Origin of the sequence: Nocardia sp. CNY236, from assembly GCF_000482385.1 — a bacterium.
In the GTDB taxonomy this organism is placed as follows: domain Bacteria; phylum Actinomycetota; class Actinomycetes; order Mycobacteriales; family Mycobacteriaceae; genus Nocardia.
This window is the reverse complement of record NZ_KI519394.1, coordinates 1-26079: the sequence shown is the minus strand read 5'-3', so window position 1 is coordinate 26079 and position 26079 is coordinate 1. Positions and strand designations below refer to the sequence as shown.

The 26079-nt window shown below is 65.8% G+C and carries 23 protein-coding genes and 1 pseudogene; 14 read left to right on the top strand and 10 right to left on the bottom strand.

What is annotated here, in order from left to right; all coding sequences use genetic code 11:
* Positions 1-50: 50 nt before the first annotated feature.
* On the bottom strand, positions 51-2348 hold the full coding sequence (locus K940_RS0123060) for an AAA family ATPase (protein ID WP_028479402.1): 2298 nt from the start codon (positions 2346-2348) through the stop codon (positions 51-53).
* A 438-nt stretch (positions 2349-2786) separates the two neighbouring features.
* Between K940_RS0123060 and K940_RS32690 the strand changes: the two genes are divergently transcribed.
* Positions 2787-3404, top strand: coding sequence for a hypothetical protein (locus K940_RS32690; RefSeq protein ID WP_155981079.1), 618 nt, complete (start codon positions 2787-2789; stop codon positions 3402-3404).
* Positions 3405-3544: 140 nt separating this feature from the next.
* Here K940_RS32690 and K940_RS0123045 read toward each other — a convergent pair whose 3' ends face one another.
* On the bottom strand, positions 3545-3742 hold the full coding sequence (locus K940_RS0123045; protein ID WP_028479400.1) for a hypothetical protein: 198 nt from the start codon (positions 3740-3742) through the stop codon (positions 3545-3547).
* 208 nt (positions 3743-3950) lie between these two features.
* Between K940_RS0123045 and K940_RS0123040 the strand changes: the two genes are divergently transcribed.
* Positions 3951-4406 (top strand): SRPBCC family protein, encoded by a 456-nt coding sequence (locus K940_RS0123040; RefSeq protein ID WP_028479399.1) that lies wholly within the window; start codon positions 3951-3953, stop codon positions 4404-4406.
* 22 nt (positions 4407-4428) lie between these two features.
* On the opposite strand, the gene K940_RS0123035 is transcribed toward K940_RS0123040, so the two are convergent.
* The gene (locus K940_RS0123035) at positions 4429-5457 is read right to left on the bottom strand and encodes a beta-ketoacyl-ACP synthase III (protein ID WP_028479398.1); all 1029 of its coding nucleotides are present in this window, start codon (positions 5455-5457) and stop codon (positions 4429-4431) included.
* 264 nt (positions 5458-5721) lie between these two features.
* On the opposite strand from K940_RS0123035, the gene K940_RS0123030 reads away from it, so the two are divergent.
* From K940_RS0123030 to K940_RS0123005, 6 genes are all read left to right on the top strand, one after another.
* Positions 5722-5994 carry a GlsB/YeaQ/YmgE family stress response membrane protein gene (locus K940_RS0123030; protein WP_028479397.1) on the top strand — a complete coding sequence of 91 codons (273 nt, stop codon included), beginning with the start codon at positions 5722-5724 and terminating at the stop codon, positions 5992-5994.
* 101 nt (positions 5995-6095) lie between these two features.
* Positions 6096-6824: a phosphatidylserine decarboxylase gene (locus K940_RS0123025; protein ID WP_028479396.1), complete on the top strand. Its 729-nt coding sequence runs from the start codon at positions 6096-6098 to the stop codon at positions 6822-6824.
* Between the two features lie 11 nt (positions 6825-6835).
* Positions 6836-7732: a phosphatidylcholine/phosphatidylserine synthase gene (locus K940_RS0123020; protein WP_155981078.1), complete on the top strand. Its 897-nt coding sequence runs from the start codon at positions 6836-6838 to the stop codon at positions 7730-7732.
* A gap of 120 nt (positions 7733-7852) precedes the next feature.
* Entirely contained in the window at positions 7853-8728 is an 876-nt protein-coding gene (locus tag K940_RS0123015) for an RNA polymerase sigma-70 factor (RefSeq protein ID WP_028479394.1), read from the top strand.
* A 133-nt stretch (positions 8729-8861) separates the two neighbouring features.
* A complete protein-coding gene (locus K940_RS0123010) occupies positions 8862-9947 on the top strand; it encodes an NAD(P)/FAD-dependent oxidoreductase (RefSeq protein WP_028479393.1) in 1086 nt (361 codons plus the stop codon).
* A 248-nt stretch (positions 9948-10195) separates the two neighbouring features.
* Positions 10196-11161 (top strand): alpha/beta hydrolase, encoded by a 966-nt coding sequence (locus tag K940_RS0123005; RefSeq protein WP_196812341.1) that lies wholly within the window; start codon positions 10196-10198, stop codon positions 11159-11161.
* 4 nt (positions 11162-11165) lie between these two features.
* On the opposite strand, the gene K940_RS0123000 is transcribed toward K940_RS0123005, so the two are convergent.
* Entirely contained in the window at positions 11166-12290 is a 1125-nt protein-coding gene (locus K940_RS0123000) for an alkaline phosphatase family protein (RefSeq protein WP_028479391.1), read from the bottom strand.
* Positions 12291-12512: 222 nt separating this feature from the next.
* On the opposite strand from K940_RS0123000, the gene K940_RS0122995 reads away from it, so the two are divergent.
* Entirely contained in the window at positions 12513-12806 is a 294-nt protein-coding gene (locus tag K940_RS0122995; RefSeq protein ID WP_028479390.1) for a hypothetical protein, read from the top strand.
* Positions 12807-13063: 257 nt separating this feature from the next.
* A complete protein-coding gene (gene groL / locus K940_RS0122990; protein WP_028479389.1) occupies positions 13064-14689 on the top strand; it encodes a chaperonin GroEL in 1626 nt (541 codons plus the stop codon).
* Between the two features lie 87 nt (positions 14690-14776).
* Here the strand turns inward: groL and K940_RS32685 are convergent, their stop codons facing one another.
* Complete coding sequence (locus K940_RS32685) at positions 14777-14932, bottom strand: hypothetical protein (RefSeq protein WP_155981077.1); 156 nt, start codon at positions 14930-14932, stop codon at positions 14777-14779.
* 407 nt (positions 14933-15339) lie between these two features.
* On the opposite strand from K940_RS32685, the gene K940_RS0122975 reads away from it, so the two are divergent.
* Positions 15340-16269 (top strand): helix-turn-helix transcriptional regulator, encoded by a 930-nt coding sequence (locus K940_RS0122975; protein ID WP_196812340.1) that lies wholly within the window; start codon positions 15340-15342, stop codon positions 16267-16269.
* 541 nt (positions 16270-16810) lie between these two features.
* Here K940_RS0122975 and K940_RS34045 read toward each other — a convergent pair.
* From K940_RS34045 to leuS, 3 genes are all read right to left on the bottom strand, one after another.
* Entirely contained in the window at positions 16811-18082 is a 1272-nt protein-coding gene (locus K940_RS34045) for an IPT/TIG domain-containing protein (protein ID WP_051407480.1), read from the bottom strand.
* A gap of 138 nt (positions 18083-18220) precedes the next feature.
* Positions 18221-18952 carry a class I tRNA ligase family protein gene (locus tag K940_RS33800; protein WP_231390486.1) on the bottom strand — a complete coding sequence of 244 codons (732 nt, stop codon included), beginning with the start codon at positions 18950-18952 and terminating at the stop codon, positions 18221-18223.
* Between the two features lie 20 nt (positions 18953-18972).
* The gene (leuS, locus tag K940_RS30035; RefSeq protein WP_051407478.1) at positions 18973-20442 is read right to left on the bottom strand and encodes a leucine--tRNA ligase; all 1470 of its coding nucleotides are present in this window, start codon (positions 20440-20442) and stop codon (positions 18973-18975) included.
* 280 nt (positions 20443-20722) lie between these two features.
* Between leuS and K940_RS30030 the strand changes: the two genes are divergently transcribed.
* Complete coding sequence (locus K940_RS30030; protein WP_051407477.1) at positions 20723-21868, top strand: cytochrome P450; 1146 nt, start codon at positions 20723-20725, stop codon at positions 21866-21868.
* Between the two features lie 59 nt (positions 21869-21927).
* Here the strand turns inward: K940_RS30030 and K940_RS34200 are convergent, their stop codons facing one another.
* Positions 21928-22119: a helix-turn-helix domain-containing protein gene (locus K940_RS34200; RefSeq protein ID WP_155981098.1), complete on the bottom strand. Its 192-nt coding sequence runs from the start codon at positions 22117-22119 to the stop codon at positions 21928-21930.
* Positions 22120-22488: 369 nt separating this feature from the next.
* Here K940_RS34200 and K940_RS0122945 point away from each other — a divergent pair, with 369 nt between their 5' ends.
* Both K940_RS0122945 and K940_RS30025 read left to right on the top strand, forming a co-directional pair.
* A complete protein-coding gene (locus K940_RS0122945; RefSeq protein ID WP_028479385.1) occupies positions 22489-23121 on the top strand; it encodes a TetR/AcrR family transcriptional regulator in 633 nt (210 codons plus the stop codon).
* Between the two features lie 47 nt (positions 23122-23168).
* A pseudogene (locus K940_RS30025) lies at positions 23169-24027 on the top strand (alpha/beta fold hydrolase).
* Positions 24028-24040: 13 nt separating this feature from the next.
* Here the strand turns inward: K940_RS30025 and K940_RS30020 are convergent.
* On the bottom strand, positions 24041-26079 hold a 2039-nt coding region (locus K940_RS30020), incomplete at its 5' end, for a prolyl oligopeptidase family protein (protein WP_036530002.1).

Genomic DNA, 26079 nt, shown 5'->3' with positions numbered 1-26079 from the left:
TGCCCGGTGCAGCGTTTGCCCCTGATTCGCTGTGAATTCTCAGCGAGAATTCACAGGTAGTGACTGTCGGTACCGGCCGTGTGCCCGCGATTGTGCGCGTACCGGCGCAGCGCCTCGATCTGCAGCGGATCGAGCGACGGGTGCACGACTGCCGTGCCCGCTCGAACATCGGCGGCGGTGATTTCGGCGGCATTCACATCTCGGCGCATGGCGGCCAGCGCCGCCTCGCGCAACAATGCGGCGCAGTCGGCGGCGGAGAATCCGTCCAGTTCGTGTGCGAGCGCGTCGAGATCGACGTCGTCGGCCAGCGGTACCGTCCGCCCCGCGGCGCGCAAGATCTCCCGTCGGGCGCTGGCATCCGGCGGCGGCACGAAGACCAATCGTTCCAGCCTGCCGGGCCGCAGCAGCGCCGGATCGATCAGTTCCGGTCGATTGGTCGCGCCGAGGACCACGACGTCGCGCAGCGGTTGCACCCCGTCGAGTTCGGTGAGCAACGCCGCGACCACCCGATCACCGACGCCGCTGTCGCCGCTCTGGCCGCGGCGAGCCGCCAATGCGTCCACTTCGTCCAAGAAGATCAGCGACGGGGCGGAATCACGTGCCCGCTGGAACAGTTCTCGTACCGCGCGTTCCGAGGAGCCCACCCACCGATCCAATAGCTCGGCGCCCTTGACCGCGTGCACGCTGAGTTGGCCGCTGCCGGCGAGCGCGCGCACCAGGAAAGTCTTGCCGCAGCCCGGGGGGCCGTAGAGCAGCACGCCGCGCGGTGGGTCGATGCCCAGGCGGGCGAACGAATCGGGGTGGCGCAACGGCCACAGCACCGCCTCGGTCAACGCTTGCTTCGTCGCGGCCATGTCACCGACATCGTCGAGACTCAGACTACCGACGGCGAGTTCCTCCATACCCGATCGCGACAGCGGGCGAATCACCTCCAGTGCCCCGAGCAGATCCGGTTGGGTGAGCAATGGCTCACCCTGCTCCCTGGCTCGTGATGCCGCTCGCAACGCGGCCTCCCGGCACAACGCTGCCAGATCGGATACCACGAATCCCGGTGTACGCGAGGCGATCTCGTCGAGTTTCAGCATGTCGGTCGGTACCCGACGCAGCAGTTGCTCGAGAAGTGCTCTCCGGACGGCCGCCGAGGGCAGCGATAGTGCGAGTTCGCGGTCGCACAGGTCGGGCGCTCGTAGTCGCTGGTCGATCTCGGCGGGATGGGCGGTCGTGGCGAGAAGCGCCACACAGGGTTCGGCGATCGCGGCGCGCAACTGGTCGAGGATCAGCGTGGCGACCGGTTCGGCCGTCGCGGGCAGCAGGGCGTCGATGTCGGTGACGAGCAGCACGCCTCCCTGGCCGGAGCCGATATCGGCCACTGCCTGGGCAACCTCACGCAGTCGTGCACCGCTGTCGGCGGCGCCGATGGTCGGACCGTCCAGTTCCACCACTCGCCGTGGCGAGATGGCCGCTCGGGCCAAGGTCGCCTTGCCGACGCCGGCGGGTCCGGTGATCAGTACACCGAGATGCGGCCGGGCGCCGAGTGTGCGCAACAACTCGGGTTCGTCCAGGGCGAGAGCGAGCCATTCGGTGAGTTTCGCGGCCTGGCTGCGGACCCCAGCAAGATCCTCGACCGAAATTCGCGGGGCGGCGTCCCTGATCGCCGCTCGGCGGCCGGCTGCGGCGGCATTGGTGCGCGCCGCTGTGCCGAATGCGGCGGCCTCGGTGGCTCCGCGCGATGCCTCGCCCACCGGGATCGGTGTCCCGGCCGCCGCACGGTCGGCAGCGTCTCGCGCTGCGACCGCACCCGCGCCCCACACCACTGCGGTGTTCGGTTGCACGCTCACCGATCCCGGAGGGTCGGTAGCGGTAACGGTGAGCAGTTCCGTGGTCCACGCGATACCGAAAGTCCGCGACAGCGCTTGGGTCGCCGCGGTGGCATCGATGTCCGGGCCGAGGTCGCGTGGCAGCAACGAGACGGCGTCACCCACCGTCACCACCTTGCCGAGCAATGCCTGTCGCAAGGTCGCGGCCGGGATCGTGCGGGTGGCATGGACCGATCCACTCACCGAGATCTGTTTCGCACCGTAAACCGTTGCGGGACCGACCACCACGGGCGCACTGTCACGGAGCCCGGCGTTGGACAGCGTCACATCGTCGAGCAGTGCGGTTCCGGCCGGCGTTCCACGGCCCGCGAAACCGATCACTGCTGCCGTGCGTCGTGAGCCCACCAGCGTGATCGCATCCCATTCGCGTAGCCCGAGCGCGGTCAGGGCCTCCGGGTGTAGCCGCACCACGCCACGCCGGGCATCCGCGGCGGAAGGGTTCAGTCTGGCGGTGAGCTCCAGTTCTGCCACGGTGTCATTCTGCCGCGTGGCACACCGGAGGTCACGCGCGCACGTTTCGGCCCAACCCTGGCAGCGGTTGTATATCGATTCGGGCGCGCCTCGCCGACGGACGGATATCGTCTTGCTAGTCTTTCCCCGGAATCAGGGTGTCCGCGCGGTTCGAGGCAAGACCGGCATCAGGCCACGGTCGATGATGCTCCGTCGGCGAGACGTTCTGCCGCGCAGACGGCATCGTCTGTGATGTGGGGTATTCGCTCGATCCCGCAGTGGTTCCCGCGCACGAGGGTGTCCGGTCCTGCGGTTCGGCATGTACTACTCGGTCGCCACGAGAGTGTGGACTGTGGATTCGGATCCCCGAAGTCGTGCGCGCTAGTCGCTTGCACGTATCGACCAGGCTCCGAACGGCCGGTTCCGAATGGCCGGCCCATTCTCCGAGGGGATTCTGACGTGAAGTTGCGGAAGTTGAGCATCGTCGTTCTGTTGCCCGTTGCCGCTGCCGGTATTGCAGCGAGCACGGCGCAGGCCCAGCCATTGGCCGCCGAGGCGCAGGTATCGGTGGCCTCCGGTTCGCCCGGAACGACGAGCCTACCCGCGTCCTTCGAGGTGCCCTTCGTCGACGCGACGCCGGAGGCCGCCCTTACGGTGTTGGAGCCAGCGGTTGCCGTGTCGGCGGTGGCTTCGGCGCCGGTGTCGGCAGTGTCGTTGGCGCCGGTGTCGGCGGTGTCGTTGGCGCCGGTGCTGGCGGAGGCTTCGGGGTCGGCCGTTGCGGCGCCGCATGTGCCGTCTCAGCAGGCCGCACGGATTGCTGCCAGTGCCCCGGCTGACATTGCAACGAATCCGAATGCGGTGAATTCCGACCCGGTTGCCAACGGCGCCGCGGCGGGCGCCGGGATCGGCGCGGCGGTCGGTGCGTTGAGCGGCGCGATTGCTGGGCTGCCGTTGCTCGTCATCGGTGCTGTGCCGTTCGCTGTCATGGGCGCCATTCAGGGTGCGATCGGCGGCGCGGTCATCGGTGCCATCGTCGGCACGCTCATGCCAGAGGTCGTGCCTCAAGTGCTGCCCTGATCGGGAACCGAATTCCGATCGTGCTCCGAAGGACGGGCACCGGACCGGTCGTCGGTCGAATCCGGTCGCATGGCGGCGACGTCAGCGCTGTTCGTCGGCATGCGGCCGGCTCCGGCCGTCGTCCACGCCCGGCGACGAGTTCAGATCCGATGGTGTAGGACGAGATCGAGTTCGGTGGGGGTGAGTAGTCGCTCCAAGAGTTCTTCGGCGCCGGCCGAGTGAGACCCGTGCGGAGCTGTCGGCCTGCGGCGGGCACGTCGCCCGGTGTCCGGGTCGATGGCGGGCAGGAGCGGAACCTGCTTCGCAGGTCGACGATGCAGCAGGGAGAGCAATTTCACGGCCGGTCACCTCGTGTGGGATACCGAAAGAGTGGAGGCAGTATCTGATGCTTCATCTATCTGTCATTGTGCGCCGCCCATTACATCGGCCTGCGGACAAGCGCTGAAAACGTGACGAAACCGTCTCCCCGGCTAGAATGTGACCGAGTCATCGAATCGCGTTCGGGCGGATGATCGTCGGTCCGTCGCCTGGGTCACGGAGGCAGTGTTGCCGAACAATCTCGAAGCCGCCATCGACATTTCCGCGCCGCCCGAGCAGGTGTGGGCGGTCGTCTCCGACCTGAAGCGGATGCCGGAATTCAGTCCGCAATGCGTGCGGATGGTCCAGATCGGTTCGCTCAAAGCAGGTACCTGGACACTCAATCTGAATCGCGATGGCAGAATGTTCTGGCCGACGACCGCGCGCGTCGTGCGGTACGAGCCGAACCGTGCGTTCGCTTTTCGGATCAACGAGAACCGCGCCGTGTGGAGCTACACCCTCGAGCCGACCGAGACCGGTACCCGGCTGATCGAACGGCGAGACACGCCCAACGGCATCTCGTGGTTTTCGCGCACGACGGCCCCGGTCGTGTTCGGCAGTGAACCCTCCATGGAGGACACGCTGACTCGCGGTATGAACCGCACTCTCGAGAAGATCAAACAGGCTGTCGAGGCCGCTGCCTGATCCTGGCGTCCGCTGTGAGCCGCTACCGCCAGTTGGGCAGATGCACGACCTGGGCCGCGTAGGACAGACCCGCGCCGAAGGCGATCAGCAGCGCTGTGTCGCCGGGCCGCGATTTTCCTTCACGCAGTAACGATTCCATGGCCAGCGGAATCGACGCGGCCGAGGTATTGCCCGTATGTTCGATATCGGTGGCCAGTGCGCAGTGTTCGGGCAATTTCAATACCCGGGCCATGATCTCGATGATGCGACCATTGGCTTGGTGGGGGACCAATGCATCCAGGTCCTCCGGCTCCAGACCAGCGCGGTCGATCGCATCGCGACACACTTTCTCCAAAGAATGCGCCGCCCAACGGAACACCGCGGTGCCCTCCATGGCCATATAGGGCCGAACCGCGTCCAGTCCCTTCTCGTCTATCTCGGCGAAGAACTCCATCCAGTCCTTGTTCTGCCGGATGGCGTGGTGCTGGGTGCCGTCCGAGCCCCATACGGTGGGACCGATACCGGGTTCGGACGAGGGGCCGACGATCACGGCCCCCGCGCCGTCGGCGAACAGGAATGCCGTCGAGCGATCGGTCGGGTCGACGGTGTTGGTGAGTTTCTCCACCCCGATCACCAGGACGTGCCCGGCGGTACCGGTCCGAACCGCATCCGAAGCCAGTGCGAGCGCATGGCAGAAGCCCGCGCAGCCCGCCGACACATCGAAGGCCGCGGCACCGTTCATGCCGAGGTCGGTAGCGATGCGTGGAGCCGCGGCGGGGGTGAGCAACAAGTGCGTCGATGTCGCGACGATCACGCAATCGACTTGGTCGACCGCAACGGCCGAGGACTCCAGTGCGCCGCGAGCAGCCGCGACACTCATGCTCTGGATGGTTTCCGATTCGTCGGCGAACCGCCGGGTCTTGATGCCGGACCTGGTCCGAATCCACTCGTCGCTCGAGTTGATCGGACCTGCGACCTCGTCGTTGGTGACCACTCGGGTGGGGCGGTACACGCCGAGCCCGAGAATTGCCGTGTGCTCTGCCCCGACAGTCTGGGCGATACGAGCAGCCATCTGTGTCTCCTATGTACCTGCGGCGCAGCCGCCGGGTCTTTCCCGAAGCACCGAACCCTTCATCCATTCATATTCGTGGGTGCCGGTCTCGATGTTTACGCGCCCACGTACATGAGGCACCCTCATATTAACTTGAGAGTAGCCGATCCGACCCGCGTATTTCGACTATCGCTGGGTATTCCTCGAAGTACACCGCCGCTGCCCGCGGCGTACCTCGACCAGTGCAGCCCGCGGCGTGGCCCGATCAGTGATGCGAGGACACCCATGCTCGGTCTCGGGATAATCGGATGGATCATCATCGGCGGTCTTGCCGGATGGATCGCAAGCAAAATCATGAAGACGGACGCTCAGCAGGGCATCTTGCTCAATGTCGTCGTCGGGATCTGCGGCGGACTGCTCGGCGGCTTCCTGTTGAAGCTGCTCGGTGTCGATGTCGCCGGCGGTGGCCTGTGGTTCAGCTTCTTCACCTGCTTGGGTGGTGCGGTCGTCCTGCTGTATGTGGTCAGGTTGGTCACCGGACGCGGTGTCCGAAGTTGACCCCCCTGCCTCGGGCCACTTTCCCGTAAGGTGTGAGCGCTAGCGCCGGTTCAATCGTTGAGGGGGCGCGACCGTCTGCATCGAGCACGAAAGAGGAGCCTGTGGCCCGCCGTCCCACCCCGCCCGGCACGCCTGAACGGACCAGGGTCGCCCACGTCGCGGACCTGGTCCGCCACACGGTCCCACCGCTGCATCCCGCTGGGCTCCCCTTCGTCGCCGCGCCGCTCGCGATCGCGCTCGTCGGTTCGAAGCGTCGGTGGGTGCGTCGCGCGGGGCTGCTGATCGCGGCGGTCTGCGCACTGTTCTTCCGCCACCCGAATCGCGTGCCGCCGAACCGGCCGGGCGTCGTGGTCGCCCCTGCCGACGGGGAGATCGCGTTGGTCGATACCGCCATCCCGCCCGCCGAGTTGGGGCTCGGCGATCGACCGCTGCCGCGGATCAGCATCTTCCTGTCCGTGCTGGACGTGCATGTGCAGCGCACTCCGGTCTCCGGCACCGTGCGCGCGGTGCTGCATCAGCCGGGGCAATTCCGCTCGGCCGATCTGCCCGAGGCCTCGACCGTGAACGAGCGCACCAGCATGGTGCTGCAGACCCCGGATGGACAGCAGATCGTGGTGGTGCAGATCGCCGGCTTGCTGGCCCGGCGGATCGTCTGTGACGCGCAGGTCGGCGACGTGCTCACGATCGGCGACACCTATGGACTGATCCGCTTCGGCTCCCGGGTCGACACCTATTTCCCGCCGGGCACCGAACCGCTGGCGCTGCCCGGCCAGCGCACGATCGGCGGCGAGACCGTACTCGCCGCGTTCGGCTCCACCGCTGACGCGTAATGGACGCGGCGATGCCCACTCAGCGGCGGCGGACCATCCGGCTGTTGCCGAGCATCGTCACGATTCTGGCGCTGTGCGCGGGGTTGTCGGCGGTGAAGTTCGGTTTGGACGGCAAGTTCGATATCGCGCTGGCGATGATCGGTGCTGCGGCCGTCTTGGACACCCTCGATGGGAGACTGGCCCGGATGTTGGCCGCCACCACGAGGATCGGCGCGGAGTTGGATTCGCTGGCGGATGCGATCTCCTTCGGCGTGGCGCCCGCCTTGGTTCTGTATGTGAGCCTGCTCGACAGCAACAGTGTGGGGTGGATCGTCGCGCTGCTGTTCGCGGTCAGCATCGTGCTGCGGCTTGCCCGGTTCAACACCCTGGTCGACGACGACACCCGACCGGACTGGGCGCGAGAGTTCTTCGTCGGCGTTCCCGCACCGGCCGGTGCGCTCATCGCAATGGTGCCGGTGGCGTTGTTCGTGCAATTCGGGGACGGCTGGTGGGTCACCTTCTACGGAGTGGTCACATGGACGGTGTTCGTGGCCGCGCTGTGCGTGAGCACGATTCCCACCTTGGCGATGAAGTCGGTGTCGGTGGCGCCGCAGGCGGCGGCCGGGCTGCTGGTGCTGGTCGCACTCGCGGCGGCCGCACTGGTCACCTATCCGATCATGCTGCTGTTGGTGCTGGTTGCGCTGTACCTCGGGCATATTCCGTTCGCTTGGTATTCCCAGCGTTGGGTGGCGGCCCGTCCGGAGACCTGGCAGCACAAGCCTGCCGAGCGCCGTGCCCAGCGTCGCGCGGACCGGCGCCTGGAAGCGGCTCGGCGGCCGGCGATTCGTGGGTCGTCGGCCCGGTTGCGGTTGCGGCGACCGGGCCAGCGACGGCAGAACGGGACGTCACCGCCGGATGACGTGCTCTAGCCGGGCGACTCGGGTCCGACGACGTCCACGTTACGGTTGATCGCGGCACGCTCGGTATCCACCGGCGGTCGCGGACGTAGCGCGGTCGGGGCGATTTCGGCGGGCGTGTAGGAGGCGACTATGGAGCAGGATGGACTGCGCGAGTTCGAGGCGCGTCGGCCCCGGTTGTTCGCGCTGGCCTACCGGATGCTCGGCTCGGCGAGCGAGGCCGAAGACGCGGTCCAGGAGACATATCTGCGCTGGGACGGCGTCGACCGTACCCAGATCCGGTCGGCAGAGGCGTGGTTGACCACCGCAGTGGTGAACGTGTGCCGCACGTGGCTGGTTTCGGCACGAGCGCGGCGAGAGCGCTACACCGGGCCGTGGCTGCCCGAACCCGTGGCGACCGCGCGTGGTGAGTTGGGACCGCTGGAGACGATCGAAGAACGCGAACTGGTCTCCCTCGCGTTGCTGACCGCGCTCGAGCGGCTGACACCGCTGGAACGTGCGGTTTTCGTTTTGCGCGAGGCATTCGGGTACGCGCATCGCGAGATCGCCGAGATACTCGATGTGACCGAAGCCAATTCACAGCAGGTCTTTCGGCGCGCGGGCCAGCGGGTGCGCGCCGGGCGGGCTCGCTTCGGCATCCCGGCCGAACAGGCTCGTGAGCTGATCGAGCGGTTTCTCGCAGCGGCACGCGAGGGCGATGTCGAGTCGCTCGAGCGGATGCTCGCTGCTGATGTGACCGCGACGGCCGATGGCGGCGGATTGGTCTCCGCGGCTCGACGCCCAGTGCTCGGCCCGCACAATGTGGCGCGATACCTGACGGGCTTGCTACGCCGGCAGATCCCCGGGTTGGGATTGACCGTCGAGGAGGTGAACGCGGCGCCCGCCGTGGTCGCGCGGGTGCACGGCGCGCCACTTGTGGTGATGGGGGTCGATGTGGCCGACGGTGCAGTCGTGGCCCTGCACGTGATCGCCAACCCCGACAAGCTGAGGCATTTCGCCAGCTCGTAGCAGTAGACGCCGTAGCGAGCCCGGCGATGGCGCGGCTGCGCCGGCTGGTGTGACGCGCTTCATGGCGGCTATCTGTCAGGATTCGAGGGCCTGTGCGGTCTGAGGGGTGATCGGCGATGAAAGGAGCCACATCATGACCGGACAGCATCGGATCGTCGTTCTCGGCGCCGGATACGGTGGACTGGCGGCAGCCCGCCGGCTCGTCCGTAAGGCACGGAGCGCGCAGATCACCGTCGTGGACGCACACTCGACGGTCGTCGAGCGGGTGCGGCTGCACCAGCGGGCTGCTGGCCAGGACATTCCCGTGCGAGATCTGCGGGAACTGCTGGAACGCAAGAATATTCGGTTCGAGCACGCCACGGCAACGACCATCGACACCACCGGTAGACGGGTGGTGCTCGCCGGGTCCCCCGCGCTCGAATACGACACGCTGATCTACGCACTCGGCAGTGTCGCCGATGTCGAGAGTGTCCCCGGGGTAGCCGAGCACGCCTATTCGATTGCGACCCAAGACGAGCGGCGGCCGGCGGTGATGCCCAGATCGGTGGCGGTCGTCGGAGCCGGGCCGACCGGCATCGAACTCGCGGCGGAACTGGCCGAATCGTACCCGGATACGCGAGTGCTGCTGCTCGGTGCGGAGGAACCGGCGGCGGGGCTCTCACCGCGTGCCCAGGCGCACGTCCGGCGGACGCTGGAACGTCTCGGGGTCGACATCCGCTCGGGAGTCAAGGTCATCGAGGTGACCGAAGAGGGCGTGCGGTTGGCGGACGGGTCGTTGGTCGAGGCTCGGGCGACGATGTGGACCACAGGTTTTCGCGTACCCGATCTGGCCGCACGCAGTGGTGTCGCGGTCGATCTCGAGGGTCGGGTGTCGACCGACGCCACGTTGCGTTCGGTGTCGCACCCGGACATCTACGCCGTGGGTGACGCCGCCGTCGTCGCGGGTCCGGGCGACCGCGAGCTGCGTATGGCCTGTGCCACTGCGCTACCTACGGGCAAGTACGCAGCCGATGTCGTGGCGGCGCGGCTGCGGGGCGCCGAGCCGCCGAAGTTGCGTTTCCGGTATGTGGTCCAGTGCGTGAGCCTGGGACGGCGGGACGGACTGATCCAATTCGTGCATGCCGACGACACCCCGGGCCGGATGGTGCTGACCGGACGGACGGCGGCCTGGGTGAAGGAACAGGTGGTGCGTAGCACCGTCTCGGCCAGCCGGCCCTGATCGGTTGCGCCCCAGGAGGGTGGCCTCGCCAGTGCCCGCTCCATGGAAGTCGCCGGGCGAATCGCTGTGACAGGGTGGTCGATCCATTCGGTCGGCCACCCTGATGTGCACCCGCTGCGGCCGACGCATCGAAGAGATCCGCAGAGTGTTGTATAGCTCACAACAATATTGCGCCCATTCATGTTGCGCACAATATAAATGGGCGCTACTTTTACTGCCATCGAGTTGCCCGAACGTCGAGGAGTATCGTGAACACGCACACCCGCCCAGTGCTGGAAGCCGCTGCCGCCGAATTCGCCGCTGCCACAGCGAATCCGCCCTACCTGTTCGACCTCGGTCCGATCGAGGGCCGCAAGACGGTGGACGAGGTCCAGTCCGGCGACATCGCCAAACCGGACATTCGTGAAGAATGGGTCACTGTGCCCGCGCCGACCGGCGATGTTCGAGTTCGGATCGTCACTCCCGCCGCAGCTGCCGGTCCGCTGCCGGTGATCCTCTACATTCACGGGGCCGGTTGGGTTTTCGGCAATGCGCACACCCATGACCGACTGGTGCGTGAGCTGGCGGTGAATACCGGCGCCGCGGTGGTCTTTCCCGATTACGCGCTGTCACCGGAAGCCCGATACCCGGTCGCCATCGAACAGAACTACGCCACTGCCCAATGGGTCGGCGAACACGGCCACGAACATGGTCTGGACGGCGCCCGAATCGCCGTAGCCGGCGACTCGGTAGGCGGAAACATGTCCGCGGCACTGACCCTGCAAGCCAAGCAGCGTGGGGATGTGCGCTTGCGGGCGCAGGTCCTGTTCTACCCGGTCACCGATGCCGCCTTCGACACTCCGTCCTACCACCAGTTCGCCGAGGGCTATTTCCTGCGCCGCGACGCCATGCAGTGGTTCTGGGATCAATACACCACCAGCGAGACCGATCGGGCCCAGGTGACCGCGTCACCGCTGCGCGCGACCATCGACCAGCTGGCCGACCTGCCGCCCGCGCTGGTGATCACCGCTGAAGCCGATGTACTGCGCGACGAAGGCGAAGCTTACGCCGCGCGGTTGCGGGAAGCCGGCGTAGCGGTCACCGCGGTGCGCTACTCGGGCGCCATTCACGACTTCGTGATGCTCGATGCGTTGCGCGGTACTCGAGCCGCGAGCGCCGCCATCGCCCAAGCCAGCGCGTTTCTACGCGAGGCACTGGTCGAGGCAGCGCAGTAGCGTCTCAACGACCGCCGATGAGCGGAACCAACTGTTCATCGGCAGTCCACGCGCCGTGATGGCCGATCATCGTCGACTCCACCGGTTCGCGGCCCGGGCACACGAGCACGCTGCGACCTTCCGCGACGGCGACGAGATCTCCGATGCGATCGAGCACCGCCGGGTCGGGTGCGGTTCGCCCGAACCAGTGCTCGTCCAATGCCTCGGCGCGCGACACCACCCGTGCGTGCGTAGACAGTTCGGCGCTCCACTGCGCGGCCACATCGGGCAGGGCGGCGGCGCGCTCGAGGTAGATGTGACGCACCCGTGCCTCGCCTCCGATCAGCCGGACGTCTTGATGGAGCCGACTGCGAGTGTCCAGGTCGATCACCTCGTCCGCGTGGATCATCCCGTGATCGCCGGTGACGAGCAGGGTGCAGGTGGTTGGAAGGTCGGTCAGCAGGTCGGCCACGCAGGTGTCGATGTCGCGCAACACCTCCAGCGCTTGCGCTGAATCGGGGCCGTGTCGGTGACCGGTGGAATCGAGGTCGGGGAAATAGGCATAGGTGAACCGGGATCGAGTGCCTGCCCGCGCGCTCACCTCGAGGATTGCGGCCCGCACCTCGTCGAGATCGGCGGCCGGGTGCAGCGTGCCCGGCGCGCGGAATGCGGCCCGAGTCAGACCGGAGGCGCGCTGGTAGGCGGGGACCACATAGTGGATCTCCACCCCGTGGACGGCGAGGTCCTGGAGGCGGCTGGAGTTCCGTTGCACCGTTTCGGGTGGGTACTCCTCGATGGCGTCGATTGTGCTGTCGAGCCGCCACCGCAGCGGATACAGCAACCGGGGGCCGTCGGATGCGGGCATGGCGAAGCTGGATCCGACGATGCCGTGTGTCGCGCAGGGCGCCCCCACGGCGAGGCTGGTGAGGCTGGTCGCGGTGGTCGAGGGGAATCCAGCGGTCAGTGTGGTGGCGACATTCGCTGTCATTGTCGGCGCGATGTCGGGGTGCCGGGCCAGCAACTCCGCGCCCAGTCCGTCGATCAGGAGCACCACCACGTCACGGTTCGGCGTGAGGTCCAGGGGGTCGTATCCGCCGATCCCGAACGACGCAGCGACGGCGGGCAGGATATCGGCGAGGGTGTGTGGCATCGACGCCGATGGTTCCCGATTCCGATCGATCCCGCTACTCGGGCGCGATCACCGTGACCCGGCGTGAGATATCTGTGCGGAGGCTATCGAGCGCCGATCGGCCGTGGCGCCAGCGACACCGTGATTCCTGTAGCAGCAGCGCTGTGAGCTGCACCTTTATCCGGTTGTGGAGCATGAATCGACCCGCCGGAGCGGTGAATAGCCGACAGCTAAGCTATAGCAATGGCGGATGAAACGGATTCCGACCTAGTGGCGGGGGAGCGTCGCGCAGATTTGCTGCGTGCGCTGTCGTATGTGTCCACCGAGTCCCAACCCGATGGCAGCTACGTGGTGAACGGTGATCTGCCGCCGGATGTGGCGCCGCCGTTCATTCGCGCCATCATGCGAGTGGAAGCCGAGCTATTGCTGCACGATGCCGAACTCGTCACCGTCGAGGATGGCGAACCGCGTACGCCCGAAGAACGTCGTACCGATGCGTTCGTGGCATTGGTTCTTCGTGTCGACGACCGCCATTGACCTGCCGGCTGGGCGGACGATCTGTGCGCCACGCCGCCGCGACGAGCTGGCGAACCTTGCACTCGGTATCCCTGAGTGCTAAAAAGGCTTTTGGCACTCTCAACCTGTGAGTGCTAGGTCGGGACGGTGAGACCGGGTTCCGTCGACACCCTCGGTCGTCCGTCGCGGGCACCGAGCCTGGCCAGCGTAACTGGGGCGACCCAACCTGCGGTCGCTCTGTGTGTCAGCCCCATATACATGTGGAGGATCTCAACGCAATGGCCAAGACAATTGCGTACGACGAAGAGGCCCGTCGGGGTCTCGAGCGGGGTCTGAACAGCCTCGCCGACGCGGTCAAGGTGACGCTGGGCCCCAAGGGCCGCAACGTTGTCCTGGAGAAGAAGTGGGGCGCCCCCACGATCACCAACGATGGTGTGTCCATCGCCAAGGAGATCGAGCTGGAGGACCCGTACGAGAAGATCGGCGCCGAGCTGGTCAAGGAAGTCGCCAAGAAGACCGACGACGTCGCGGGCGACGGCACCACCACCGCAACCGTGCTGGCCCAGGCACTGGTGCGCGAGGGTCTGCGCAATGTCGCGGCCGGGGCGAACCCGCTGAGCCTGAAGCGCGGTATCGAGAAGGCGGTCGAGGCGGTCACCGCCAAGCTGCTCGACTCCGCCAAGGAGGTCGAGACCAAGGAGCAGATCGCTGCCACCGCCGGTATTTCGGCCGGCGACGCGTCCATCGGTGAGCTGATCGCCGAAGCCATGGACAAGGTCGGCAAGGAAGGCGTCATCACGGTCGAGGAGAGCAACACCTTCGGGTTGCAGCTCGAGCTGACCGAGGGTATGCGCTTCGACAAGGGCTACATCTCCGGCTACTTCGTCACCGACCCGGAGCGTCAGGAAGCGGTCCTCGAAGACCCGTACCTGCTGCTGGTCAGCTCGAAGATTTCCACCGTCAAGGACCTGCTGCCGCTGCTGGAGAAGGTCATCCAGGCGGGCAAGCCGTTGCTGATCATCGCCGAGGACGTCGAGGGCGAGGCCCTGTCCACGCTGGTGGTCAACAAGATCCGCGGCACCTTCAAGTCCGTCGCGGTCAAGGCGCCGGGCTTCGGTGACCGTCGCAAGGCGCAGCTGGCCGACATCGCCATCCTGACCGGCGGCGAGGTCATCAGCGAAGAGGTCGGGCTGTCGCTGGAGACCGCCGGCCTCGAGCTGCTCGGTCAGGCGCGCAAGGTCGTCGTCACCAAGGACGAGACCACCATCGTCGAGGGTGCCGGCGATGCCGAGGCGATCAAGGGCCGGGTCGCGCAGATCCGTACCGAGATCGAGAACTCCGATTCCGACTACGACCGGGAGAAGCTGCAGGAGCGGCTGGCCAAGCTGGCCGGCGGCGTTGCGGTGATCAAGGCGGGCGCGGCGACCGAGGTCGAGCTCAAGGAGCGCAAGCACCGCATCGAAGACGCGGTCCGCAATGCGAAGGCCGCCGTCGAGGAGGGCATTGTCGCCGGTGGCGGCGTCGCCCTGCTGCAGTCGGCCCCGGCGCTGGCTGCGCTGAACCTGAGCGGGGACGAGTCCACGGGCGCGAACATCGTGAACGTCGCGCTGTCGGCTCCGCTGAAGCAGATCGCGCTCAACGCCGGCCTCGAGCCGGGCGTTGTTGCCGAGAAGGTCAGCAACCTGAAGGCGGGCCACGGCCTGAACGCCGACTCGGGTGAATACGAGGACCTGCTGGCCGTCGGCGTCGCCGATCCGGTCAAGGTCACCCGCTCGGCGCTGCAGAACGCGGCGTCGATCGCGGCACTGTTCCTGACCACCGAGGCCGTGGTTGCCGACAAGCCGGAGAAGACCCCGGCGCCGGCCGCCGACCCGACCGGTGGCATGGGCGGCATGGACTTCTGAGTCCAGCCGCTGGGCACATATCGCGAACCGGAAGCCGGTCCACCTCCACGGTGGGCCGGCTTCCGGCGTTCGGCGCCGAAATACCGTTCACCTCTCGGTGTTTTCGTCCTCGATTCTTTCCCGAATCCCTTGTACCGTTCGATCCTTCGGGATGCGCTCGGGCCAGAGGATCGCCGCGAGTAGCACGGCCAGCGGCAGACAGAACACGATCACCCACCCGACCGTGAGCCACGCGCCGTTCATCGACTCTCGTTGTTCCGCGCAGTGTTCAGTACTGCCTTCATCACGCGCATGGATACCGAGGCAATCGCTAGCACCACTTCGTCATCCAGGTCTTCGGGACCGATCGGCCATCCATCGGGACCTAGGAACGACCATGACCCGTCTCTGTGCTGGAGCAAGCTCGGGCGATTGTTGTCCGGTTCCGCTGCCGGTTTCCGATTGTCTTCGTCATCGATTTGTGGGGGTACGTCCATGGCCCTCCCCTTCATAGTCCGGTTGGTACACACCACCGTCGGGGACGAACTGGGTAGGCCGTCTACCCGGCAGAGGGGCTGAGATAGACGCTATTCATAGGTATTTGGGCTGGTAACCGTCTTGCTGTCCACAACCGTCTTCAGTCGAACCGCAACGCACGCATACTGAACGTTGTGGAATCAGGCGCGCTGTTACGTGCCGCTCGTGAAGCGGCGGGAATCTCTCTGCGCAAGATGGCTGAGAGGACCTTTTACAGTAAGGCATACCTGGGGTTGATCGAGACCGGTCGACGTCCCGTGCCCGTCGGGGTGAGCACCGCTTATGAACGAGTGCTCGGGACAACAGACCTGGGGCGGCTCTCCGCTGCCACAAGATCCCCCGCCACTGTGGACGCCAACGCATTGTTGGATGTGGCTGCGATGCTGGCGGCCATTCGCCGAGTGGAGGACGCGATCGGGGCGCTGGCGGTACTCCCGATAGCGCGCGGGATATCCTCCATGACCGAGCAATTCGTTCGCAAGGCGCGCACAGTACGAACCGAAGCAGCGACACTCGCGTCCGAGGTCGTGCAGTACCGAGGTTGGCTGGAACACGCGGTGGGAGCAGATGCCGCCGCACAACGCAGCCTGGCCACTGCGGTGGACCTGGCGCGGAAGTCCGGGAATCCTGATCGACTCGTACACAGCCTGGGGTTCGCCGGCTACGTAGCCTGGAGTGCGACAGGGGATTACGGCGAGGTTATTGGCCTGTCGGACGCAGCGCTGGCAGTGCGCGGCGCACATCCAGTCCTGACCGCTTACGCGCGAATGCGGCAGGCTGAGTTGCTGGCAGCGCGCGGGGAGAGGCATGCCGCGTACAGTGCCCTGTCCGCAGCCGATATGGCAGCATCGGCGGCGGCCGAATGCACACCGCCGGAGGCGATGTACTGGTGGACTCCGGGTTTCGGGGCCGTGCAACGTGGCGGTGTGCTGGCCTTGCTGGGGGACGCCGAGCAAGCGATCGAGGAAGCTACAGACGGCCTGACCGGAATGCCGCTCGAGCATCGTCGGACAGAGTGGCTGGCGTCGGCACTGCGGCGGGTCGACCCGGACATGCAGCCCTGATGGTGGTCAGTGTCGTATCGTGGCGGCGAACTGTTCCAGTGCGGTGCGGGCGGCGTTGGAGTCGTGGTCGAGGGGTCCGTATATCGCGTCGAAGTGTTCGGTGGTGGCGTGGAGTCCTGCTTGGATGAGGGTGTCGATGTCGCGGCGGTCGGGTTCGAAGTCGAGTTCCTCGCCGGTTGTATCGACGTAGTTTTTTGTTCGGCCGCCCGGTATTCACTGCACAGTCGTTCGTCTTCCATCCGCTGCCGAAGCCATGCCGGGATGTTCTCCTCCGACCGCGGAAAGCATTTCAGCTCGGTGAGATGGCTACTGTAGGTGGGGTACAGGCTCTATGCGGGTTCTTTGTCGTAGTCGAACGTTGCTGTTACGTGGTGATCGGGTGTCACCGTCAGCGACATCGAAAACCATGCCCCACCATCAGGAGTCGCGGGACAATCGCCGTGAGCCTGCTCGTTGAGCGCGAAGTATTCCGGCTCAAAAGACCGGAGAGATCACGTGCCGTGCAGCGGTCGAGGCCACGGGGTTCGACGGGCAGACCCGCTCAATTCGCGATTCCGAAGACACCCGTGGGACTGGTGGCGACCACCGTGGGGGTAGCGGTGCCGGTGATCGGCGCCGACATCACCTGACTGGTGCCTCCGTTGGTGATGAACAGGGTGTTGCCGGTGACGGTGATGTCCCTAGGGGCAGACAGTCCGGTCACCAGCGGGGTCGGTGTGCCACCGGTGATCGGCACCGTCACCACCCGATTGGCCCCGAGCTCGCAAATGTAGAGGAGGTTACCGACCCGGACGAGACCCGCGGGCGTGCTCATGCCGGACGCCAGCAGGGTTGGTGTGCCACCGGTTTGCGGCACCGAATACACACTGTCGGGAGTGGCGTCGGTGAAGAACAGCAGGCCGCCGTAGGTGTAGGGCAGCGAATTGCTGGTGCCCCCCGAGCCGGTGACGGTGACACCGACGGTGCCGGTCCCGGGCGGGGCGATGGCGTTGATCCGGGTGTCGGAGACGATGGCGAACGTGGTTGTCGTCGCCCCGAACCGCACGGTCAACGGCCCGGCGCCGGTGAACCCGGTGCCCGAGATCTGTACTGTGTTGCCCCCGGATTCGGGACCGAAACTCGGATCGAGCGAGGTGAGCACCGGTGCTGCCAGGAGTGCTGCGGCGACCGGGACGACCCCCGGCTGGGACACCAACCCATCGGTGATTCCGAAGACGCCGGTGGGGCTGGTGGCGACCACGGTCGGGGTGGCGGTGCCGGTGATCGGTGCCGACACCACCTGACTGGTGCCTCCGTTGGTGATGAACAGGGTGCTACCGGAGACGGTGACACTCCTGGGGAGCAACAGTCCGGTCACCAGGGGGGTCGGCGTGCCGCCGGTGACCGGCACCGTCAATAGCTGACCGGTTGAGAACTCGCACACGTAGAGCAGGCCACCGACCCGCACGAGACCTGTGGAAATACTCAGACCGGACGCCAACAGGGTAGGTGTACCGCCACCGGTTTGCGGCACCGAATACACATTGCCGGGATTGAGATCGGTGAAAAATAGCAGGCCGGCGCCGTTGTAGGTGTAGGGCAGCGGATTGCTGGCGCCGCCCAGTGCGGTGACGGTGACGTCGACGGTGCCGGTGCCGGGTGGGGCGATGGCGTCGATCCGGGTATCGGAGACGATGGTGAACGTGGTTGCCGTGGCCCCGAACCGCACGGTCAACGGTCCGGCGCCGGTGAACCCGCTGCCGAAGATCTGTACCGTGTTTCCGCCAGAGGCGGGACCGAAGCCGGGGTCGAGCGAAGTGAGCACGGGCGCCATCGGGGGCCTCCGAAGGGGGAAAAGGTTTTCCTGCAACGGTTGTCGGAGCGGTGGCGACACCGTTGGATCCAGTAACCCACCGGCAGCGGCGGTTGCGCAACGAATCTCCGGTCGCGGTTGCGCAACGAATCACCAACTTCACACAGCTGCCGATCGACCGACGACGAAGTTGACCAGCCGACCCGGCACCACAACGACGCGCTCGATCGACCGGGCGCCCATGGCCGCCCGAATCTCGCTCAGGTCCAGCGCCGCCGCGCGTATGGCCTCTTCCGAGGCACCCTGCGGCACTGTGATCCGACCCCGGACCGTGCCATTGATCTGGCAAGCCAGCTCTACCGTCTCGGCGTGCAGCAGCTTCGCGTCCGGCTCGGGCCACGGCTGCTTCCACACGTGCTCGCCGGTGAGGCGGTAGTAGCACTCACTCGCCGTGTGGGGAGCGAACGGCAGGAGCAGCGATGCGGTTGTGCTCAGTGCGAAAGTCGCTGTCTTTAGGTCGATACCGTCCTGTAGCGCCCTCCCGATGTCGTTGGTCAGTCCCATCAAAGCGGCAATCGCGGTATTGAAGGCGAACTTCCCCGACATATCGGTCGTGACCTTCTGGATCGTTCTCGCAGTCTTGCGTTGCAACGCGAGACTGCTGTCCCGGCCGGGGGACACGCCGATGGTCACCGCATCGGTACCGCAGACCTGCACGGTGAATCGAAACAGCCGGCGCAAGAACCGGTATGCCCCTGAGACACCCGTGTCCGACCAGTCCGCGCCCTGGTCGGGCGGGCCGATGAACAGTACATAGCAGCGTGCGGCATCGGCGCCGTACCTGGCGATGATCTCCCGAGGAGAAACCGCGTTCCCCTTGGATTTCGACATTTTCGCGCCGTTGCGGGTGATCATTCCCTGGGTGAACAGAGCATCGAACGGTTCGGAGATCTACCCTTCGGCGCGTAGTCGCTCACGTCTGGCAGTTCCACCGGTAGCGACTGCTCGGGCACGGGCACCATACCGCAGGAGTCGCAATACACTATCGGGATCGGGCAACCCCAGTAGCGCTGGCGGGACAGCAGCCAGTCACGCAGCTTGTAGGTCACCGTCGGGATGCCGTGACTGTGCTCCTGCAGCCATGAGATGGCTGTCCACTTCGCCTCGCCGACCGTGAGCCCGTCGAGAAAGCCCGAGTTGATGGCGGGTCCGTCCCCTGTGTATGCCTCGCCAGTGAAGTTCTCGGCCGGCTGTACGGTGCGGATCACCGGCAGGCCGAACTCGGCAGCGAAGTCCCAGTCCCGCTGGTCCTGCCCGGGCACGGCCATGATCGCGCCGGTCCCGTAATCCGGCAGAACATAGTCGGCGACGAAGACGGGAATCCGAGCACCGTTGATCGGGTTGGTGGCGTAGGTACCGGTGAAGACACCGCTCTTGTCCTTGCTTTCCTGCCGATCCAGCTCCGTCTTCAGTGCCGCGGCAGCGCGGTACGCGCAGACAGCGTCGTCGGGCGTCGACGATCCTGCTGTCCAGCGGCTGTCGATACCGGCGGGCCAGTGGTCGGCAACAACTGTGTCCACCGACGGATGTTCGGGCGCGAGGGCCAGATACGTGGCGCCGAACAAGGTATCCGGCCGTGTGGTGAAGACCTCGATCGGCTCGGTGTCGGTGGCGAATCGTACGGTGACACCGTCCGAGCGGCCAATCCAGTTCCGCTGCATCCGTTTCACGTGCGGCGGCCAATTCAGACCATCGAGGTCATCCAGCAGACGGTCGGCATAGGCGGTGATACCGAAAAACCACTGTTCCAGCTGCCGCTGCTCCACCGGCGCCCCGCAACGCTCGCACTGTCCACCGACAACTTGCTCATTCGCCAGCACTGTCGCGTCCTTCGGGCACCAGTTCACCGCGGCCTCACGACGGTAGGCGAGCCCGGCCTCGAACAGCTGGAGGAAGATCCACTGAGTCCAGCGGTAATACTCCGGTTCGTGGGTGGCGATCGCGCGGGTCCAGTCGATCGAGATGCCCCACCTGTCGAACTGCTCGCGGAACGCAGTGATCGATTCGTCGGTGGACAGGCGCGGATGCCGGCCTGTGCGGATCGCGTGGTTTTCCGCGGGCAAGCCGAAAGCATCGAAGCCCATCGGGTGTAGCACGTAGTAGCCGTGCCGGCGCAGGAAGTGTGCGACCGCATCACCCACCGCATAGTTCTTCAGATGACCGACGTGCGGCTCACCGCTGGTGTACGGCAGCATTTCGAGCACGAAAGCCGTCCGCTCTGCCGAGGAGGTAGTGGATACCTCCCAGGACCGCTCCTCACGCCAGATTCGCTGCCACCGTTCGTCGATAAACTTCGGGTCGAAGTCGTCCTCGTCGCTCACTGTGCTCTCCCCTCACAGTCGGTTCGTGTCTCCAGTGCTCCAGAAATGGAAAAACCCCTCGCGTGCGAGGGGTCGACGTGCTGAAGAATATTGCTCAGCACGTCCTGACAAGAAGCGGGAGACCGGCATTCATCTGCACAGCATAGCGCTGCGACGTCCCATTGCTGAGCGCCACGCATCAGAACCGTGGCAAACTGCCGCCAGCGGCGGGGGGCGGGATTGCGGGATTGCGGGATTGCGGGATTGCGGGATTGCAGGGCCAGATAGCAGGATCGGCCCCATGGCGGATTCGAATACCGTACCGAAGGCCAGATGCGTCAGCGAACATGCACGGTTCCGGGACCGGGTGGATATGGTCGCGCTGCCAGGCGGTCACCGTGCCTGGGTGGTGGGTGGATACGACGATGTGGCTCGCTTGCTGGCCGATTCCCGGTTGGCGCTGAACAAAGTTCGTTCCCGAGACGGGTACAAGGGATTTTCGCTGCCGCCGTCGCTGGATGCCAATTTGTTGAACATGGACGGCGCCGACCATACGCGCGTCCGGGCGCTCGCCGCACCGGCGTTCACACGGCGCTCGGTCGCTCAGCTGGATGCGATGGTGACCGATGTGGCCACCCATCAGGTGAACACGCTCACCGCGGATGGACCGGTCGATCTGCTGGCCGATGTGTGTGTGCCCGTGCCTGCGACCGTGATCGGTCGGTTGCTGGGTGTGCCGTCGTCGGTGTTTGCGCCGCTCCGCGATGCCGCGACCGCGATGGTGTGCTTCGACGCCGAGTCACCGGATTCGCTTCGACGGCTGGTTACCGCGGTGGGATTTTTGACCGACACCTTCGAGCGACTGGTCGGTGACAAGCGTGGGTCGGGAATCGACGACGGATTGATCAGCGAGTGGGTGCGGGCTGTCGATGGAGACTCGTCGCTGTCGGATGAGGAAGTGGTATCGCTGGCGTTTCTCCTGATGCTCGCCGGGTTGGAGAACACGGCGCATCTGCTCGGGAACGTCTTCGCCGCCTTGCTGAGCGCACCCGAGCAGCCGCAGGCTGCATGGTCGTGCAGGAGGCAGGCCCTGATGGAGCAAGCCAATCCCGCACCATTCGCCATCCGCCGCTTCGCAATCGAGGACGTACCTGTCGGTGACACGGTCGTACCCGCGGGCGCGACCGTGCTGTTGTCGCTGGCTGCGGCCGATACCGACCCACAGCGGGGAAAACGGCCGAGCCTGATGTTCGGCCGAGGCCCGCACTATTGCTTGGGTGCGCGGATCAGCGAGGCGATGATCGACGCTGTGGTGAACGCGTTCACGGCCCGGTGGCCGCACGCCCGTCTGGCCGAGACGGTGGACGACCTGGCCTATCGGGACTCGTGGCGCACGCACGGGTTGGTTTCGCTGCCAGTCGTTCTCGACACCGGCACGCTCGCGTGAAGCCCGGCGAACTCAACCATCGCACGATCGCACGGGCTCATATGGCTCGCGCATCTGCTTCACCAGCAGCCAGGAAGGGGCCGGGACGCCGCAGGCGGAATTCGGTGGGCAACACCTGCAGGTCGTGGATTCGATAGCACCTGCAGATCACGGTGCAGTGTGCGTGTGCTGACTCCGAGCTCTGCGGCCAGGTCGGCGGCTGTCGTGTAGGTGCGTTGCGCCAGCAGCGCCTCGAGCTTGTCGACGCGCAGGACCCGGCTGTCTCGAGGTCGATAGCCCAGCTGTGTCGATAGCCCAGCTGTTGTGCGTCATGGGTTGTCGACGCGGTCGTCGATCATCGCGTGCGCTTCCATCGGTGATCGCGGTCGACGAGCGGATGGCGAATTCTCAGTCATCCCACGGGATGGTCATCCGGTCGAGCGTGATCGCTGGGAGGAACAGATGCCGTCCCAGGGCGAGGAGGCCTACCTTGGACGATATGTGGCTATTGGTGGGCAACTTGCATGCCGAGGTGATCACATAATGGCTAATATTCAGCTATTTTCAATTTTGTTGAAGGGTTTCTATGAACGGCCCGATCCATGACGATACGATCGAGCGCTTCTGTATTGTCTGCCCCGATGTCACAGGATGCGAATACGGGTCGAATGTATGCCGGGCAACCCGTGGAGGACCGGCAACGGCAGCGGCGTGCGCGTTTTCTGGAGTCAGCTCTGACAGTCTTCGCGCGGGACGGCTACGCGAATAGTTCCGTCGGCGCCATCTGCAAGGACGCGGGACTGTCCTCACGGCAGTTCTACGAGGAGTTCACCGGCCGCGAGTCTCTACTCCTAGAGCTCTACGAGATGATCGACCAGCAAGCGCGGGACGCCGTGCAGAAGGCGCTGGAAGCGCAGTCCGGCGCACCCGCGTCCGCGATCATCGACGCGGCCGTGCGCGCCTATATCGAGGCCATCGGCTCCGACGCGCGCAAAGCGCGCGTCGCCCTGGTCGAGGTGGTCGGCGCGGGTCCGAAGGTGGAGAAGTTCCGCCTCGACATGCGTCGTGAATGGGGTGCGCTGCTGGTCACCGCCGCCGAGGACGCGGCCGTGGGCGGTGAGATCCCCGCCGGCGACTACGAGATGCGCATGCTCGCGGTCATCGGCGCGGTCAACTATGTGGTGGACTCCTGGACCGGTGTGGACCCACGACCACCGCTCGACAATGTAATCCGAGTCTTGAGCAGGGTAATCATGGGCGCAGTCCGCGCGTAACATTCTGGCGAACGGGCACGACCGCCGCTACGGTGTAGCGTGCGAACATGCAGGCAGTACCAATCCAGATGCCCGACGGCACCCGGGTGACGGTGCGATTGTTCTCAGCGACCGGTCCGCATCGGCATCCGGTCACGCCCGATGCACCTCGCCCGGTTCTCGTGGTCGTGCCCGGACTGGACGTTTCGGCCGCCTATTACGAGCTGTTCGCCGGGGCGTTGGCCAAGCGCGGGTTCGACGTCGCGATCGGCGAGTTGCGCGGCAACGGCGACAGCCGACCGAAGCCGAGCTCCGCGAGTACCTTCGGCTACCACGAACTGGTAGCGGTCGACTTCCCGGCGATATTCGAGGTGGTGCACGAGAGGTTTCCGGACAGCACGCCATACCTCCTCGGACACAGTCTGGGGGGCCAGCTCTGCGTGATGTACGCCGCTCGCGCCCGGGGGCGGTTGGGTGGCCTGATCCTGGTCGCCTCCGGCATCCCGTACTACCGGCGATACCGCGGACTGTCGGGAACGCGCATGCTGGTGGGACCCGCGGCGGTATCGTTGACCGCGAATCTGGCAGGCTTCTGGCCCGGTGACAAGATCGCCAACGGTTTCGGCCGCCAGTCCCGGGTGCTGATCTCGGATTGGGCGCGGCTGGCGCGTACCGGTCGTTTCCTTCCATCGGGGGCGGATATCGACTACGAGGAGCGGATCACGCGGCTGCGACTTCCGGTTTTGTCCATCACGGTCAGCGGTGACGATCTCGCCCCGCCCACGATTGCCGACCATCTGTTGGACAAACTGCCGAACGCCGAGGTGACCAGCTGGCTACAGCGCCAAGCGCTGGGCCACAACGGCTGGATGCTCGAACTACTCCAGCACGGTCGAACGCATCGAGCAGTGGCTGCGCGACCGATAGTCGCGCGCCATCGTCACCGTTGGTTCGAAACCCCGGATCGGCGCTCGACGAGCATCTGGGTGAAGAACTCGAAGAGCAAGGTGGTTTGAAAGGCGGCCTGCTTGTTGTCCGCGGCGCCGCTATGTCCGCCTTCGATGTTCTCGTGGTACCAGACCTCATGCCCTTGGGATTTCAGCAGCGCGGTCATCTTGCGGGCGTGGCCGGGATGCACCCGGTCGTCTCGGGTCGAGGTGGTGAGCAGAATCGGCGGGTAGTGACCGTCGGCGCGGGTGTTCTGATAGGGGGAGTACCTGCTGATGTAGTCCCATTCTTCTGGATTGTCAGGGTCACCGTATTCGGCCATCCACGATGCTCCGGCGAGCAGCAGGTGATAGCGCCGCATGTCCAGCAGAGGAACTTGACAGACGATCGCACCGAACAGTTGCGGGTAGCGGGTCAGCATCACGCCCATGAGCAAACCGCCGTTGCTGGCGCCGGCCGCGCCCAGTTGGTCGGCCGTAGTGATTCCCCGAGTGACCAAGTCTTTGGCGATCGACGAAAAGTCTTCGTACACCTTGTATCGGTTGGCTTTGCGCACGGCGGTGTGCCACTGCGGCCCGTATTCCCCTCCGCCGCGGATATTGGTCGCGACCCAGGTTCCGCCGCGCTCCAGCCAGCCCATGCCGGCTGTGCCATTGTAGGCCGGGGTTCGGGATATCTCGAAACCGCCGTAGCCGGTCATGATCGTCGGGCCGGGGCGGTGCGCGCGGTCTCGGTGTCGGATCACGAAATAGGGAACCAGCGTGCCATCGTTGGACTCGGCGAAGAACTGCTCGGTCTCGATTCCGTCGGCGTCGAAGTACCCGGGCTCCTGTTTCAGTTTCTCGGTGCGCCCGCCGACGGTGCTGGACAACAGGGTGGTCGGGGTGGTGAACCCACTGGTGGTCAGCATGAATTCGTCGCCGCCTTCCAGTGGGTCGAGGTTCAGCGCGCTGGTGGTCGCCATCGGTGGGGTGTCGGCCAGCGGTTCACGGTGCCAGCCGTTTTCGGTGGGCGTGAGGACGTACAGCGTGGTTTGCACGTCCTCGAGCGTGACCAGCAGCAGGTGGTTTTCGGTCCACCTGTACCCGTGTAGCGAGGTGCGCGCGTCGGGTGTGAAGATCATGGTGAATTCTCGGGATCCGGCGAGAAACTCCTCGAAGTCGGTGGCCAGCAGCGCACCGGCCGGATAGCGGGCGCCGCCGACTTCCCAGGCAGATTTCAGCCGGATCAACAGCCAGTCCTTGTACCAGGGTTCTCTCGCGTCGTCCAGGAATCCGCTCGTGTCGAACAGGAATCCGTTCGCGTCGCTGGGGATGTCCAGACGTCGTAGGGTGTCGTCGGCTTCGAGTAGGTAGACCTCTTCGTTGAAGAAATCGGTCGCTCGCCCGACGTAGTGTCGTTCGTAGCCCGGCGTCCGGTCGAACCCGGCCGATACCGCGACATCGGTCACCGCTCCCTCGTAAACCGGTGTCGCCTCCGTAAGCGACGTACCACGACGCCACCGTTTGGCGATGCGCGGATACCCCGAATCGGTCAGCGAACCCGGACCGAAATCCGTGCCGACATACACCGAGTCGAGATCGATCCAGCAGATCTGCGACTTCGCCTCCGGCAGAAAGTAGCCGCCGTCGGAGGGGTCGACGAATCGCCGCTCGTCGAGGTCGAATTCGCGCACGACCTTGGCATCCGCCCCGCCGCGCGACAGACTGATCAGCGCCCTGGACTGCTGCGGGCGCAAAACCACCGCTCCGCCCCACACCCAGTTCTCGTCCTCGTCGTCGGCCACCGCGTCCAGGTCGATCAGGACATCCCAGTCCGGCGCCGCGGTGGTGTACTCGGCGAATGTCGTGCGTCGCCAGAGCCCGCGCGGGTGCTGCGCGTCCCGCCAGAAGTTGTACAGCCAGCCGCCGCGACGGCTGGGGAAGGCGATCTTGGTATCGGTGTCGAGCATATCGAGTATTCGCTGCTCGAGCGTCCGGAAGCGGTCCGAATCGGCGAACCGATCGACCGTGACGCTGTTGTGCGCGCGAG

Coding starts and splice junctions, on each gene's coding strand:
- K940_RS0123035 (WP_028479398.1), bottom strand. CDS start 5,457: ATGGCTGCTCGTATCGCCCAGACTGTCGGGGCAGAGCACACGGCAATT.
- K940_RS0122945 (WP_028479385.1), top strand. CDS start 22,489: ATGTCACAGGATGCGAATACGGGTCGAATGTATGCCGGGCAACCCGTG.
- K940_RS34045 (WP_051407480.1), bottom strand. CDS start 18,082: ATGGCGCCCGTGCTCACTTCGCTCGACCCCGGCTTCGGTCCCGCCTCT.
- K940_RS0122995 (WP_028479390.1), top strand. CDS start 12,513: ATGGCGGATGAAACGGATTCCGACCTAGTGGCGGGGGAGCGTCGCGCA.
- K940_RS0123010 (WP_028479393.1), top strand. CDS start 8,862: ATGACCGGACAGCATCGGATCGTCGTTCTCGGCGCCGGATACGGTGGA.
- K940_RS0123000 (WP_028479391.1), bottom strand. CDS start 12,290: ATGCCACACACCCTCGCCGATATCCTGCCCGCCGTCGCTGCGTCGTTC.
- K940_RS30030 (WP_051407477.1), top strand. CDS start 20,723: ATGGCGGATTCGAATACCGTACCGAAGGCCAGATGCGTCAGCGAACAT.
- K940_RS33800 (WP_231390486.1), bottom strand. CDS start 18,952: ATGTCGAAATCCAAGGGGAACGCGGTTTCTCCTCGGGAGATCATCGCC.
- K940_RS0123020 (WP_155981078.1), top strand. CDS start 6,836: ATGCCCACTCAGCGGCGGCGGACCATCCGGCTGTTGCCGAGCATCGTC.
- K940_RS32685 (WP_155981077.1), bottom strand. CDS start 14,932: ATGAACGGCGCGTGGCTCACGGTCGGGTGGGTGATCGTGTTCTGTCTG.
- K940_RS0123030 (WP_028479397.1), top strand. CDS start 5,722: ATGCTCGGTCTCGGGATAATCGGATGGATCATCATCGGCGGTCTTGCC.
- K940_RS0123015 (WP_028479394.1), top strand. CDS start 7,853: ATGGAGCAGGATGGACTGCGCGAGTTCGAGGCGCGTCGGCCCCGGTTG.
- groL (WP_028479389.1), top strand. CDS start 13,064: ATGGCCAAGACAATTGCGTACGACGAAGAGGCCCGTCGGGGTCTCGAG.